13 protein-coding genes are annotated in these 14,668 nt (G+C 62.8%); 3 read left to right on the top strand and 10 right to left on the bottom strand.

Translation table 11 applies throughout. The annotated features are described in order from the left end of the window. The first annotated feature begins 38 nt into the window (after positions 1–38). Positions 39–617, top strand: a complete 579-nt coding sequence (locus BQ8794_RS07770; RefSeq protein WP_077375060.1) for a biotin transporter BioY — start codon at positions 39–41, stop codon at positions 615–617. Further along, positions 614–1,033 carry a DUF1284 domain-containing protein gene (locus tag BQ8794_RS07765; RefSeq protein ID WP_077375057.1) on the top strand — a complete coding sequence of 140 codons (420 nt, stop codon included), beginning with the start codon at positions 614–616 and terminating at the stop codon, positions 1,031–1,033. The genes BQ8794_RS07770 and BQ8794_RS07765 overlap by 4 nt, the downstream gene beginning before the upstream one ends. Before the next feature lie 234 nt (positions 1,034–1,267). Here BQ8794_RS07765 and BQ8794_RS07760 read toward each other — a convergent pair whose 3' ends face one another. The 10 genes from BQ8794_RS07760 to BQ8794_RS07715 form a co-directional block, all read right to left on the bottom strand. Next, positions 1,268–2,665: an NAD(P)(+) transhydrogenase (Re/Si-specific) subunit beta gene (locus BQ8794_RS07760; RefSeq protein WP_027151489.1), complete on the bottom strand. Its 1,398-nt coding sequence runs from the start codon at positions 2,663–2,665 to the stop codon at positions 1,268–1,270. Positions 2,666–2,671: 6 nt separating this feature from the next. Further along, a complete protein-coding gene (locus tag BQ8794_RS07755) occupies positions 2,672–3,097 on the bottom strand; it encodes a proton-translocating transhydrogenase family protein (RefSeq protein ID WP_077375054.1) in 426 nt (141 codons plus the stop codon). Beyond that, positions 3,097–4,368, bottom strand: a complete 1,272-nt coding sequence (locus tag BQ8794_RS07750; protein ID WP_077375051.1) for a Re/Si-specific NAD(P)(+) transhydrogenase subunit alpha — start codon at positions 4,366–4,368, stop codon at positions 3,097–3,099. Before BQ8794_RS07750 ends, BQ8794_RS07755 begins: the two co-directional genes overlap by 1 nt. An 84-nt stretch (positions 4,369–4,452) precedes the next feature. Beyond that, positions 4,453–4,677, bottom strand: coding sequence for an aa3-type cytochrome c oxidase subunit IV (locus BQ8794_RS07745; RefSeq protein ID WP_077375048.1), 225 nt, complete (start codon positions 4,675–4,677; stop codon positions 4,453–4,455). Positions 4,678–4,862: 185 nt separating this feature from the next. After that, positions 4,863–5,012: a DUF3096 domain-containing protein gene (locus tag BQ8794_RS07740; RefSeq protein WP_065006071.1), complete on the bottom strand. Its 150-nt coding sequence runs from the start codon at positions 5,010–5,012 to the stop codon at positions 4,863–4,865. Positions 5,013–5,140: 128 nt separating this feature from the next. Beyond that, positions 5,141–5,920, bottom strand: coding sequence for an N-acyl amino acid synthase FeeM domain-containing protein (locus BQ8794_RS07735; RefSeq protein ID WP_077375245.1), 780 nt, complete (start codon positions 5,918–5,920; stop codon positions 5,141–5,143). Between the two features lie 146 nt (positions 5,921–6,066). Then, positions 6,067–8,379, bottom strand: coding sequence for a putative bifunctional diguanylate cyclase/phosphodiesterase (locus BQ8794_RS07730; protein WP_077375045.1), 2,313 nt, complete (start codon positions 8,377–8,379; stop codon positions 6,067–6,069). A gap of 135 nt (positions 8,380–8,514) precedes the next feature. Further along, positions 8,515–11,994: an indolepyruvate ferredoxin oxidoreductase family protein gene (locus tag BQ8794_RS07725; RefSeq protein ID WP_077375042.1), complete on the bottom strand. Its 3,480-nt coding sequence runs from the start codon at positions 11,992–11,994 to the stop codon at positions 8,515–8,517. Positions 11,995–12,213: 219 nt separating this feature from the next. Continuing rightward, positions 12,214–12,744 carry a hypothetical protein gene (locus BQ8794_RS07720; protein WP_167378663.1) on the bottom strand — a complete coding sequence of 177 codons (531 nt, stop codon included), beginning with the start codon at positions 12,742–12,744 and terminating at the stop codon, positions 12,214–12,216. Then, positions 12,737–13,345 carry a CGNR zinc finger domain-containing protein gene (locus BQ8794_RS07715; protein WP_077375036.1) on the bottom strand — a complete coding sequence of 203 codons (609 nt, stop codon included), beginning with the start codon at positions 13,343–13,345 and terminating at the stop codon, positions 12,737–12,739. The genes BQ8794_RS07720 and BQ8794_RS07715 overlap by 8 nt, the downstream gene beginning before the upstream one ends. 169 nt (positions 13,346–13,514) lie before the next feature. On the opposite strand from BQ8794_RS07715, the gene BQ8794_RS07710 reads away from it, so the two are divergent. Beyond that, the gene (locus BQ8794_RS07710) at positions 13,515–14,420 is read left to right on the top strand and encodes a branched-chain amino acid ABC transporter permease (RefSeq protein WP_077375033.1); all 906 of its coding nucleotides are present in this window, start codon (positions 13,515–13,517) and stop codon (positions 14,418–14,420) included. Positions 14,421–14,668: the final 248 nt, after the last annotated feature.

Raw genomic sequence — 14,668 nt, 5'->3', positions numbered from 1 at the left:
TAGCGCCTGCTTCACAGCCAGTACGAAAGAGAACACATATGCCTCATAACCCCAACCCAGCCAGCCACGCGGCTTCAAGCGCGCCGCGCATCCGCGACTGGTCGCTGTCCTGGCAGATCGGGGCGGTTGCCCTCGGAACCGTATTTCTGGCGCTGGCGTCTTACATCGAAGTGCCTATGGTTCCGGTGCCCGTGACCATGCAGACCTTTGCAGTCACCCTGATCGGCGCGGTCTATGGCTGGAGACTCGGCGCGGCCACGATCGTTGCATGGTTGGTCGAAGGCGCGATCGGGTTGCCGGTTCTATCTGGGGGCGCTGCCGGTGCGCATCACTTTGTCGGCCCGACCGCCGGATACCTCTTTGCCTTCCCCTTGGTCGGCGCGCTCACGGGATGGCTGGCGGAGCGCGGCTGGAACGGCAACCGCCCCTGGCTGGCGTTCGTCTCCATGCTCCTGGGCAACGCGCTTTGCCTCGTGCTGGGCGCAGCATGGCTTTCCGTCGCCATTGGCATCGAACAGGCAATTGTCCACGGCGTCACGCCGTTCCTGATCGGCGGGGCGCTCAAGTCGGCATTGGCCGCGACCACGCTCAAGCTCATGACACGCGCGCAAAAATGAGCGTCCGGCTGCGGCCGCACCATCTCCTTTGCCTGCTGACTTACGCAGGCAAAGGTTACAGCGCCGCGTTCGTCGCCAATTTCGACGAGATCGCGGCTCGGCTCTCCGCAGGCGAACACATCCTGATCGTCTCCGGGCCTGACGATATTTGCGCGCCCCTGCTCGGTGAGGCGGAGCCGCACTGCCTTCGCGACAGCGTGACGGAGCGTGACCGTCAGGCGGCGGCCAGTGTTGTTACGCTTCTGGGGTACTCGATTGCCGAGGACATGGAACTTCAGCTCCATCCCTCGCTTCTACGAAGTATGCGCGATGCGTTCTCTTCGGGCCGCACCCGGGGTGCTTGCGTCGGGTGCGAGTGGTTCGACCTTTGCAGTTCAATCGCCGCTTCAGACTATAGAACGGTGGCACTCCGGTGAAAGGAAACGCTCGCAGTGGGACGATTCCGGAAGCTCAGACCGTCTGCCCGACGGCTTCGGCCGCCTGCCGGTCGGTAGACGGTTGGGCTCTGCAAGATTGCTGATCGAATACTCGCCGGTGTCGTACATGCGGCGGAGTTCCTTTTGTTGCCGCTCGGGAAAGCTTCGGCCTCTTGCGCGGAACCGGGTTTCTGTTTCGAGCAGCTAGCGATGTATCGGAGTCGCCAACCCGGATCAGTGATCCATGGCCTTGACGATCTCTTCGGTCATCTTCTTGGCGTCGCCGAGCAGCATCATGGTGCCGTCCTTGTAGAACAGCGTGTTGTCAATGCCGGCATAGCCGGAGCCGAGCGAGCGCTTGACGAACAGACAGGTGCGAGCCTTGTCGACGTCGAGGATCGGCATGCCGTAGATCGGCGACGACTTGTCGTCGCGGGCGGACGGGTTGGTGACGTCGTTGGCGCCGATGACATAGGCGACGTCGGCCTGCGCGAATTCGGAGTTGATGTCCTCGAGCTCGAACACTTCGTCGTAAGGCACGTTGGCTTCGGCCAGGAGCACGTTCATGTGGCCCGGCATGCGGCCGGCGACCGGATGAATGGCGTACTTCACGTCGACGCCATTGGCCTTGAGCTTGTCGGCCATCTCGCGCAACGCATGCTGCGCCTGGGCGACCGCCATGCCGTAACCAGGCACGATGATGACCTTCTGCGCGTTCATCATCAGATAGGCGGCATCGTCGGCCGAACCCTGCTTAACCGTGCGCTCGATGCCGTCGTCGGCAGTGGCGGAAGTCTCGCCGCCGAAGCCGCCGAGGATGACCGAGATGAACGACCGGTTCATGCCCTTGCACATGATGTAGGACAAGATCGCGCCGGACGAGCCGACTAATGCGCCGGTGATGATCAGCGCCAGATTGCCGAGCGTGAAGCCGAGCGCCGCAGCCGCCCAGCCCGAATAGGAATTCAGCATCGAGACGACCACCGGCATGTCGGCGCCGCCGATCGGGATGATGAGAAGGACGCCAAGGACAAGCGATGCCGCAACGATCAGCCAGAACACCAGCTTGGACTCGGTGGTGACGAGCAGCACGATCAGCACGATCAGCCCGATGCCGAGGGCGGCGTTGATGAAGTGGCGGCCGCCGATCATGATCGGCTTGCCCGACATGCGGCCGTCGAGCTTGAGGAAGGCGATGACCGAGCCGGTGAAGGTGATGGCGCCGATGGCGACGCCGAGGCTCATCTCGATCAGCGCCTGGGCGTGGATGTCGGCGACCGTGCCGATGTCAAAACTTTCCGGCGCATAGACGGCGGCAGCCGCCACCATGACGGCGGCAAGCCCAACCAGCGAATGGAACGCGGCGACCAACTGCGGCATCGAGGTCATGGCGATGCGCCGTGCGGTGACCGCGCCGACCGAGCCGCCGATCAAAAGACCGAGCACGATGAGGCCGAAGCCTCCGGCCGAAGGGGTCGCCAGCGCCAGCGTGGTGGCAATGGCGATGCCCATGCCGATCATGCCGTACATGTTGCCCTGGCGGCTGGTGGTCGGGTGCGACAGGCCGCGCAATGCCAGGATGAACAGGATGCCGGAGACCAGATAGAGGAAGGAGGCGAAGTTGGCGTTCATGGCCCTCTACTTGTCCTTCTTCTTGTACATCGCCAGCATGCGCTGGGTGACGAGGAAGCCGCCGAAGATGTTGACCGACACCAGCATCAGCGCGACGAAACCGAAGCCGGTGGCGATGCCGGAAGCCGAGATGCCGACGGCAAGCAGCGCGCCGACGACGATGACCGAGGAAATGGCGTTGGTGACGGCCATCAGCGGCGTGTGCAGCGCCGGTGTGACCGACCAGACGACGTAATAGCCGACAAAGATCGCCAGCACGAAAATGGCGAAGCGGAAGACGAACGGATCGATCGCCCCGCCGGATAGCGCGTGCGCGGCGTCGGCCGCCGCATCGGTGCCGCCTGGAGCGGTGGCCAGATCCTGCACCGCAAGCCGGACGGCGGCGGTCGCCTGGTCGAGCTGGTCGAGGGCTTTCTGCAAGGTCTGGTCCATCACGCGATCCCTTTCGACTTATTAGCGGGCGATTTGGGTGCGGCAGCTTTCCTGGATGCGGCAGCTTTCTTTGGCAGGGCTGGATTTTTTGCAGCGGCGGGCTTCGCAGGCTCAGCCGAGGCGATCATCACCGCCGGCTTGCCGGCGAAGGCCGGATGCACGACCTGGCCACCATCGGTCAGCATCGTCGCCTTGACCAATTCGTCGTCGCGGTTGATGGCAAGCGTCTTGGTGGTCTTGTCGACCAGCGTCTCGAGGAACGCAAAGAGGTTCCTGGCATAGAGCAGCGAGGCGGAGGCAGCGACGCGGCCCGGCACATTGAGATGGCCGACGATTTTCACCCCGTTGGCCGTGGTCACCACCTGCCCCTGCACAGCACCCTCGACATTGCCGCCGCGCTCTACCGCTAGGTCGACGATCACCGAGCCCGGCTTCATCGAGGCGACCATCGCGGCCGAAACGAGCTTCGGCGCCGGACGGCCGGGAATCAGCGCTGTGGTGATGACGATGTCCTGCTTGGCGATGTGCTCGGCGGTCAGTGCCGCTTGCTTGGCCTGGTATTCCTTGGACATTTCCTTGGCGTAGCCGCCAGCCGTCTCGGCCGCCTTGAACTCCTCATCCTCGACCGCCAGGAACTTTGCGCCCAGCGAGGCGACCTGTTCCTTGGCGGCGGGACGCACGTCGGTGGCGGTGACCACGGCACCGAGACGACGCGCAGTAGCGATCGCCTGCAGGCCGGCGACACCGACGCCCATGATGAAGGCTTTCGCCGCCGGCACGGTGCCCGCAGCGGTCATCATCATCGGCAGCGCCCGGTCATATTCGGCAGCCGCGTCGATCACCGCCTGGTAGCCGGCGAGGTTGGCCTGGCTGGACAGGACGTCCATCGATTGGGCGCGCGTGATGCGCGGCATGAACTCCATCGAGAAGGCGGTGACGCCGGCCCCTGCCAGAGCATCGACGGCAGCATCGTTGCCGTAGGGATCGATGGTGGCGATAACGGCGGTGCCTGGGCGATAGGCCTTCAGCTCCGTCTCATCAGGCCGGCGCACCTTCAGCACCACATCGGCCTTGGCGACATCGCCGGCCTTACCGATCACAGCGCCAGCCTTGGCGAACTCCTCGTCGGGAATGCGCGATGCCGTGCCGGCGCCGCTTTCGACGATGACCTCAAATCCCAGCCCCGCCAGCCGTTTAACCGTGTCGGGCGAGGCAGCAACGCGAGGCTCGTTCGCATCGAGCTCACGAGGGATGAAAACCGTCTGTCCCACCGCATGATCCTTTCGGCTGGAACCTGTCTGCGCAGGACGCCGGCCGAACTTCCGGCGAGGTCGCGGGCAAGGGTTTTGAAGAATTTACCTGAGAATGAAAGCGCCGAGGGCGAGGATCAGAACGAACAGGACAAACGCCGAGAAGAAGCCGCCCGCAAAGAACCCGAAAGCCATCGCCAGAAGCACGGCGGCGCAAAACAGCGACCCGTATTTGGCGAGCATGAGAAAGCCGGCATAGGTGCGGTCGTGCTCGGCATAGTCCATCTTCGCGCCTAGTTCGACAGGACCGGTCGGCGAGTGATCAGCCATAGGAATACCCCTTCGAAGACATCTTGCAGGCACATAGCGAAAAGCCAGGCCGAGGGCAATGGCGCTATTGCCGCATCGCTGGAGACAACAGCCTCAAAGGAAATTGGAGCCGCCAGATGCAGGGAGGATGTTCCTGAGTGACCGTGGCTGCCGCCTGCGCTTCTTTGCGGCTGAGGTTTGTCACATCAGCCGGCGAGCTGCGGAAACAGCCCAAGCAGGCCGACGACGATCAGGTAGAGCGCGACGATGTAGTTGAGGAGTCGCGGCATCACCAGGATCAGCACGCCGGCAATCAGCGAGATCAGCGGAGTGAGTGCGAGCGTGGAAATGGTCATGCCGGGTTCCTTTCGGTAGAATTTCCGCCGAAGCGATGCAGATTGACGTCGTCCGCGCACCACCGGCGCGCCTCCCAGAACGCCGAAGCGGCCTGAAAGCTCCAGCCGCGCTCAAAATTTGCCAATTGTCAGGCGGCTTCGCGGTAGTATTTGGCGGTCGGCAGAATGGTCAGCGGCGCGAGTTCACCGGCACCAGGTGTCTCAAACAGCATGCGCTGCTCCATCGGCGTCGACCGAAAGAATGGGAACCGGGAGAAAGACCGTTCGCGAATGGCGCTGACGTCGGCGCGGTAGAGCACGACCTTGTAATTCAGGCCCGGATAATTGCGCAACTCGCCAATCTGCTCGGAACAGTAAATGCGACGATAGAAGCCTGCATGTTCCGGGCGGATGGTGGAGAGACAATAAGGCGCGTCGAAGTAGAAGCATGCCATGCCAGCGAGGCGCAGCGTCAGATAAGGAATTTGCGGATAGACCCGCGACCAGTCCGGATCGGCGGCAAAGCGGCTGGGATCGGCAAAATGCACACCAGACGCCAGCATGGGGCGCAGTATGTCGCCATAAACCGTCGTGGAAGGCGACTGCGGCGTGGCGCTGCAGGCATGGTGAATACGCAGCGTGCTGACCAGAACGCCGTCGATATAGATGCCGAACTTGGAACAATTGGCCGCTTCGTCGAGCTCGTCATGCACAATATGGTCGGGATTCTCCGGGACCATATCGTTCAGACGGTAAGATTTGTAGCGCAACCTGTAAATGTCTTCGAGATCTTCGCCCTTGTCGCAGCGGCGATATTCCGTCCGCTCGAGCATCGCCGAGACATTCCTGGCAAAGCCTGACATATCGTCAGACGCATTAGTCCCGCCCGCACCCGCCGCTTGGCGAGGCGAAGTCAACTCGACAATCATCAACTCGTTCCCCGCAACTGCCGCCGCGATCAACACTACGGCAGGGCCGTATGATGTAAAGATGAAAACAAGATAGAAATCATTTACCGTCTATTAAGGTTAATAATCGGTAGAATTGTACTAAATTATCAGGTCTTCCGGCGAAATCAGCGATGCGTCGCCTTGCTGGCCGTCTTGATGTCCCTGGCGAAGGGCCAGACCGTGCTCGACATCGTCTCGATGCCGGACGCGCTGAGCGCCGAGCCGAACAGGAATCCCTGAACCAGGTCCGGCTTGACCTGCAAGGCCAGGATCTTGAGCTGCTCGAAAGTCTCGACGCCCTCGACAGTCACCGAAAGACCCAGCGGCCGTGACAGATTGACGATGCCCTTGAGCAATTCGAGCGAACGGCTGTTCTGGGTGACGTCCATCAGGAACGAACGGTCGATCTTGATCTTGTCGAGCGGAAGTTTGTGGAGATAGCTCAGGCTCGAATAGCCGGTGCCGAAATCGTCGAGCGCGATGCGCACGCCAAGCCGCTTCAATTCCTCGATATACTGGCGTGTCAGCGACTTGTCGTCGAGCAGCGCCGTCTCGGTGACCTCGATCTCCAGGCGGCCGGCGGCGAGGCCGGAACTGGCGAGTGCGTCGCGAACCTTTTGCACAACGTCGCGGTTGCGAAAGTCCTTGGCCGAGAGGTTGACCGAGACGCTGGTCTGTGTGGGCCATTTGGCGCATTCGGTGCACGCCGCATGCAGGACGAAGGTGCTGATTTCGGAAATGATGCCCATTTCTTCCGCCAGCGGAATGAAGATGCTGGGCGAGATCGGTCCGAGATCGGGGTGGTCCCAACGGCACAGCGCCTCGCAGCTGGCTATGCGCATCGTGCTCATCGCCACGATCGGCTGGTAGACCACCCGCAAGCCCTTGCTTTCCACCGCAGTGCGCAGGTCCGCCTTCATTAATTGGCGGTTGCGGAAAGCGGCATCCATCGATGCCTCGAACAGCCGCCAAGTGTTCTTGCCGAGTTCCTTGGCCTTGTAGAGCGCCAGGTCCGCCTTGACGATCATGACGTCGACATCGGTATCCCTGACCCGCGACAGCACCGCGCCACCGCTGGCCTGGATACGCAGTCCGTGGCCGGCGACGTCGACCTCGCCCTGCAGGTCAATGAAAATCCCGTCGATTTGGCTGGTCAGATGACTCTCATCCTCGACGCGGTCGAAGAAGATCATGAACTCGTCGCCGCCGAAACGGCTGACAGTGACGCCCGGCCCGGCGACCGCCGCCAGCCGTTCGGCGACGGCGTAGATCAATCCGTCGCCGACCGGGTGGCCAAGCGTGTCATTGACGCTCTTGAAGTCGTCGAGGTCGAGCACGGCGAGCCCGCAGAGACGCTCAAGGTCGCCGGACGCCATCGCCTCGCCGATCAGTTGGTGGAAATAGGCTCGGTTAGGCAGGCCGGTGAGGCTGTCGTAACGCGCCATGAACCGTATCTTGTCTTCCGCCTCGACGCGGGCCGTCACATCCTCGAAGGTGATGACGCCCAGTTCCTGGCTACCCTCGCGCGCCGAGAACTCATAGTACTGACCGTTCGCAAGCGAGACGAGAACCTTGCGATCGCGGCCCTCGCGCAGGGCGCGCGTAAGCTGGGCTTCGATGTAGCGGCAATCCTTCGGCGCCAGCATGCCGCCGGCAACGCCGCGCATCAGCAGGCCGTGGATCGATCGCCCGAGCAGCGCGTCGGGCGACTTGAGCGACATCAGGTGCGCGGCTTCGGCGTTGGCCACCACCACCCGGCCATCAGGGCCGAGCATGACAAGTCCGTGCGACATGGTGTTCAGCGCCCGATTGAAACGCTGGGCGAGGCGGTTCGCCTTCTTCTCTTCGGACAAAGCGGCGAAAAGCACCTCCCTAACCACATCGGCGAAGCGTTTGATTGCGAATAGGAAGGGAGCCGACATCAGACCGAGTATCACATGGTAGACATCGCCACGCAGGATGAAGCCCAGCGAGATCGACCACGTCATGGTCATGATGAAGATCATGACCATCCTCGGGGAGCCGTAATTGCGGCCGGCGATCGCCGTGGCGGACGCCAGCGTAACGCAGACAGCGGCTATCTCGGCATAGTTGTCATGCGCCAAGTAGATGCCGGCGAAACAGAAGGCGCCCAGCATGAAACCATGCATGGAGCCGTAGAAAATGTAGTCATTTTCGCGGCGGCGCGCCTCCTCCCAATTCCTGGGTGACGGGGCGTGGCGGTATTTTCTGATGTTGCGCAGGCGCAGAAATGCGACGATCAGAAATCCGGCGGCCACCGCAATGTAGATCGGATCCTTGGTCTTCCAGTAGACCAGCACGACCAGCAGGGTTTGGGCAAAGAATCCGATCGAAAGCGTCAGGCTGTCGCGGAACAGAGTTTCCACGAACGGAATGTAGACGTCGACCGGGATCTCGTTTTTTCTTTTCAGATTCACGCCTGAGTCCCACCCTGGGGAGCCAAGCTGTGTCACATCAGCCTTAAGAAAGATTTAGAGAGGCGGTTCCGGGCATCACCGCCAGGTCGGCTAATGCCAGGGGAAGCGACCCTTCAGGTAAACAAGGCATATCGATCACTCGGCGGCTTGGAGTTCCGGGCGAGCCGGTGTCTTCGCCAGGCGATCGAGCAGCCTCAGGCGCTCGCCGGCGGCCCTTTCGGCGCTGGCCTGCCTGACGTGACCATAGCCGCGAATGAGCGCCGGCACCGAGGCAAGCGCTGCCGCGGCCTCGACCTTGCCTGGCGCCAGCGCGCTGGCGACAAGCTCCAGATCGGCCTCGTACTGCGCAAGAAGCCGCCGTTCCATACGCCTTTCGGAGCTGTAGCCGAACACATCGAAGACCGTGCCGCGCAAGCCTTTCATCGCTGCCAGCAGCCGGAATCCCTTCATCATCCAGGGACCGAAGCTCGACTTCCTCGGCTTGCCGTCCTTGCCGCGCCTGGCCATGATCGGCGGCGCGAGATGGAATTCGAGTTTGTCGTAGCTCTGAAACTGCTTGCCCAGCTCGGTGGCGAAGGAGCCGTCGGTATAGAGCCTCGCCACCTCGTATTCGTCCTTGATCGCCATCAGCTTGAACAGGTTCCTCGCAGCGGCTTCGGTCACATCAGTCGAACCGGGCGCCGCGCTAGCTTCGGCAATGCGCAGCGCGGCCAGTCTGTCGGCATAGCGCTTGCCATAGGCGGCGTTCTGATAGGCGGTGAGGAAGGCGACGCGGCGGGCGATGACGTCATCGAGCGTTTCGGCGACAGCGGTGTTCTGTGCAGCCGTGCCCGGCTGGACGACGAGGGCGCGCACGAAATCCGGTTGGTGGGCGGCGCGGCGGCCCCAGCGGAAGGCTGAGACGTTCATCGCCACCGACTGGCCGTTGAGCTCGATCGCCTTTTCGACTGCCTCGGCAGACAGCGGCAAGCCGCCATGCTGAAAGGCGAAGCCGAGCATGAACATGTTCGCGCCGAGCGAGCTGCCGAACAGCGCGGTGGCGGTGCGGGTGGCGTCGAAGAAATGCGCCTTGTCGTCGCCGGCGGCACTGCGGATCGCCTTTTTCAGCCGCTCAACCGGCAGCGAGAAATCGGCCGACCGGGTAAACTCGCCAGGCATGATCTCGGCGGTGTTGGCGAGGAAGATCGTGTGGCCTTCGCGCACCGCGGCGAGCACCCTTTGGGCGCCCGACACGACGAGGTCGCAGCCAAGCACAAGGTCTGCCTTGCCGGCCGAAACGCGGATGGCATTGATATCGCCCGGGCTGCGCGCGATGCGGACATGGGTGAACACCGAGCCGCCCTTCTGGGCAAGGCCGGCCATGTCGATCATGCCGCAGCCCTTGTCTTCGAGATGAGCCGCCATGCCAAGCACCGCGCCGATGGTGACGACGCCGGTGCCGCCGACGCCGTCGATGATCGCCGCCCAGCCTTGGTCGCCGAGCGGGAATTCCGCGGGCGCGGGCACGCCGTCGAGCGGATCGGTCGTGCCGGCCATACCCTCGACCTTCTTGATCTTGGCGCCATGCACGGTGACGAAGGACGGACAGAAGCCGTTGATGCAGGAGAAATCCTTGTTGCAGCTCGACTGATCGATCTTGCGCTTGCGGCCGAATTCGGTCTCGACCGGCTGGATCGACACACAATTCGACTGCACCCCACAATCGCCGCAGCCTTCGCAGACCAGTTCGTTGATGAAGACGCGCTTGTCGGGATCGGGGAAGGTGCCGCGCTTGCGGCGGCGGCGCTTTTCGGCGGCGCAGGTCTGGTCGTAGATCAGCACGGATGTGCCCCTGATCGTGCGCAATTCGCGCTGCACGAGGTCGAGGTCGTCGCGGTGATGGATGGTGGCGCCTGCGGGGAATTCGACCTTGCCGGTATATTTGGCCGGCTCGTCGGTGACGATGGCGATCCGCTCGACGCCCTCGGCCCGCACCTGCCTGGCGATCATGTCCACGGTCAGGCCACCCTCGTGCGGCTGGCCGCCGGTCATCGCGACGGCATCGTTGTAGAGGATCTTGTAGGTGATGTTGGCGTCGGTCGACAGCGCGAAGCGGATCGCCAGCGCGCCGGAGTGGTTGTAGGTGCCGTCGCCGAGATTCTGGAAGATGTGGTCGCGCTTCGAGAACGGCGCCTGGCCGACCCATTGCGCGCCCTCACCGCCCATGGCGGTGAAACCAACGGTGTTGCGATCCATCCACAGCGCCATGAAATGGCAGCCGATGCCAGCGGCGGCGAGCGAGCCGTCGGGCACCTTGGTCGAGGAATTGTGCGGGCAGCCGGAGCAGAAGAAGGGCGTGCGCGAGGCGATGTCTGTTGTCTCGGCGAGCATCGCCTGGAACTGGCGAAGTTTCGCCACCCGCGCGGCGATCTCGTCCGAGGGACCGATCGTCCGCAAGATTCTGTCGCCGAGCGCTATGGCGATGTCGTTGGGATCGAGCGCGCCCTTGGCCGGGAACAGCCCGTCGCCGCGCTCGTCCCTCTTGCCGACGATGACCGGCTGCATGGCGGTGCCATAAAGGTTTTCGCGCAGTTGCACCTCGATCAGCGAGCGTTTCTCCTCGACGACGACGATGGTGTCGAGGCCGCGAGCGAAGTCGGCGATGTGCTGCAGGTCGAGCGGCCACGGGCAGCCAACCTTGAACAGCCTGATACCGATGCGGTTGGCGGCGGCTTCGTCGACGCCGATGTCTTCCAGCGCCTGGCGGACGTCGAGATAGCTCTTGCCGATGGTGACGATGCCAAGCTTCGGGCCACTGCCGCCGGAATAGACGATCCGGTTCAGCCCGTTGGCATGGATAAAGGCCGAAGCGGCGGCGCGTTTGTATTCATGCAGTCGCTCCTCCTGGCCGAGCATGTCGATCTCGTTGCGGATGTTGAGGCCGCCGGGCGGCATGTCGAAGTCCGGGTTGACGATATCAAGCCGTTCGAGCGCGGCATCGACCGAAGCCGTCGATTCGATGTTGTCCTTGACGCATTTGATCGCCGCCCAGGTGCCGGCGAAGCGCGACATGGCAATGCCATAGAGCCCATAGTCGATGATCTCCTGGACCCCGGCCGGATTGAGGATCGGCACCATGGTGTCGACAAACAGGAACTCGGTCGCGTGCGCGTTGGTCGAGGATTCGGCCATGTGGTCGTCGCCCATCAGGGCGAGCACGCCGCCATGTCTTGACGAGCCGGCGAGATTGGCATGGCGGAAGACGTCACCGGAGCGGTCGACGCCCGGGCCCTTGCCGTACCAGACCGAAAAGACGCCGTCATGCGTGCCCTCGCCCAGCAACTCGGCCTGCTGCGATCCCCAGCAGGCGGTGGCGGCGAGTTCCTCGTTGAGGCCGGGCTGAAAGACGATGTCCGACTGGGCGAGCTGCTTCCTGGCCTTCCAAAGCTGCATGTCGAGGCCGCCGAGCGGCGAGCCGCGATAGCCGGAGACGAAGCCGGCGGTGTTCAGGCCAGCCCGGCGGTCGCGGTCGCGCTGCATCAAAAGCATGCGGATGACCGCCTGCGCGCCGGAAAGGAAGATGCGTTCCTTTCCCAGGTCGAACTTGTCGTCGAGCGCGACATCATGCAGCGTCATCAGGCATTTCCTCTGCGGAGGCCGCAGTTCGAGCGCAGCCAACGTCGGAGTTGGAAGCTGCAGTGTTTCTCCCCTTGCCGGGCAGGTCAAACAAAATCGAAGATGCCAAGCGAGGCGCAACAAACGATCCGTGCGCGGCCGTCTGACGCCACGAAACGCCTGTTTGGGAGGTGGCCGAGCACGAAAATTCCGGCAGCGGTCAGTGCCACTAGTGACGCATCATGCAGCCTTTGGGCAACTGGGCTTCGGTTCGCCGGGCAGCTTGCCGTCGGCATGACCGGCCAGGTCCTTGTTGAGTTCGTAGACCGGCCCGACCACGAGAGGCCGGTCGGGCAAGACCGACTGGTCGAGCGAGGACGTCAGTGTCGTCTCGAAACTCTGCAGCAACTTGCCGCTGGAATCCTCGATGCGGATCGACACCGCATAGGGCTTGTCCTTGACGACGCAGGTGAGCGGCGGGCTGGTCAGCGTCACATGCGGCAGCTTCGGCCATATTTTCTGGGTGACGATGATCGGATCACCACCGGCCGGGTTCTGGAAGGAGACCACGGCGACCTGTCCCTCACCCACCGGCCGCAGCGGATTGAGGGTGATGACATAGGTGGCGATGCCCAGCCGGTAGTTGAACTCGAACAGCTTCCCGGAAAAGGCGAACAACTGGTCCTTACCGGAGTCACGGCAGGCGCCGAGCGCGGCCGCCGCGAACAACGCCGCGACGACAATCATCGCGCGCGAGAATCTCTTAGACATTGGCGATCTCCCTCGCCGCGGTCCGGCGGCGATAGTATCGGTTTGCCTTCTGTCGGTTGCCGCACACCGCCATGTCGCACCAGAGGCGGCTGGAATTGCGGCTTTTGTCGACAAACAGCCAGCTGCAGTTCGGACATATCCTCAACCTGGCGATTGTGTCGCCGCGCAGCAGCGACAGCGCCGAGATCGCAAGCGCCGCCTCGAAGGCAATCGGCGTCGCCTGATCGCCGAACGGTTTTCCGGGCCTCCCGATTTCGGTTCGGATTTGGGCGAGTCCGTCGGCGCAGGCTTCAAGGAATTCAGGCATGTCTGCGGTTGCGATCGCACGCTTCGAAACCGCGCGGCGAAACAGCCGATCGGTCGTCTCCCTGATCGAAAGCACCACCGGCGCGATCTTTTCAGGCACCGGCGCTGCGAGCGGCCTGCCGCCGAGCTCGGCGGCGCGAAAGCCACTCGCCGCCTCGGCAAAGCGAGCGATCTCGGCCGGGTCTTTGAGTCGGTCGAAGGTTTTCTCCGGATCGTTCCGCAAGACGACGGTGTTCGCCGTGTCGAGCGCAAGCATGCCACCGGTGAAGCGGTGCGGAGTCCAGGATACTGTCATATGGCGAATCTAACCGATAAAACGCATTTGACAAGTTAGATTTCCGAGTGCAACGCTCGTCGCGAGGCGATCGCCATAGCCGTGTCTTGAGCCATAGCCTTGGTCTTGAGATTGTCGTTCGTCGCAAACCGCTGCGCCGCGATTGCGGGGCATGCATCGAGGACATTGCATGCTCTACTTCTTCCAGCAGGTTCTGAACGGACTGCATTCGGGCGCACTCTACGCATTGCTGGCCTTCGGCTACGTGCTGACCAACGGCATCCTGCATCGCACCAATCTTGCCTATGGGGCGCTGTTCGCCTTTTGCGGGCATACGATGATCCTCACCGCGGCGTTCGGCTATCAGGCGTTGTGGCTAACGCTGTTTGCATCGGTCGCGCTCGGCGTAGCTGCGGCGTTCCTTTATGCGGCGCTGCTCAGCCATGTCTTGTCGCGAAGCATCTTCGAACCGTTGGCCGACCGCTCGCCCAACGCCATCGTGGTAACGACGCTCGGCATATTGCTGGCCTTGTCGGAAGCCAGCCGTATCGCCGCCGACACCCATGATCTGTGGCTGCCGCCAATGCTGGCCCAGCCCATCATTTTTGCGCGGGGGGCGAATTTCAATGCCACGCTGACGCTCATCCAGTTGCTCAACTGCGCTGTCGTCGCCGCAACTATCGGGGTCGCCGCCTGGGCGTTCGCGCAATCAAGCTTCGGCCGGCGCTGGCGCGCCGTGTCCGACGATCCCAGGGCGGCGGCGATGTGCGGCGTCGATGTTCGCGCGGTGCTTCGGCGTGCGGTGCTTTTCGGTGGCCTTTGCTCGGCACTGGCCGGCGTTCTCGCCGCCTTCTACTACGGCAACATCAGCTTCGGCACAGGGTTGGTCTACGGGCTGAAAATCCTGTTCGTGACGGCGGTGGGCGGCTATCTCTCGCCGTTGCGGGCAGCACTTGGCGCTGCCGCTTTCGGGATGGCCGAATCGCTGTGGGCCGGCTACTTCCCGGTCGAATGGCGCGATGCCTGGATGTATCTGTTCCTCGTCGCCATACTGGTGCTGATCGGCGCCGGGCGAGACCAGAGTAAGATCGTCTGACAGTGCCAACGTGGGCAGAGTTGGCTGCAAACGTCACTTTGATTTTTGCGCATGATCTCCTTCCGCGGCTGTTTCGCCCCTTCCCCATCCCACAAGATTGTTTTCTCGGTCTGCCCTGTGTTGACCCGCCGGGCCACGCACGGCATACCGTTGGGCCACATCGAAGCGGCGGAAAACAAGCGGGAATTGGCGCGTCGCTAATACTTTGAGCCACGCATCGTGCTTTCCGAAAATCGACACCGATTTTC

This window comes from Mesorhizobium prunaredense (assembly GCF_900156895.1).
Taxonomy (GTDB): Bacteria; Pseudomonadota; Alphaproteobacteria; order Rhizobiales; family Rhizobiaceae; genus Mesorhizobium; species Mesorhizobium prunaredense.
The sequence above is the reverse complement of the archived record's forward strand: the minus strand, read 5'-3'. Positions and strand labels throughout refer to the sequence as shown.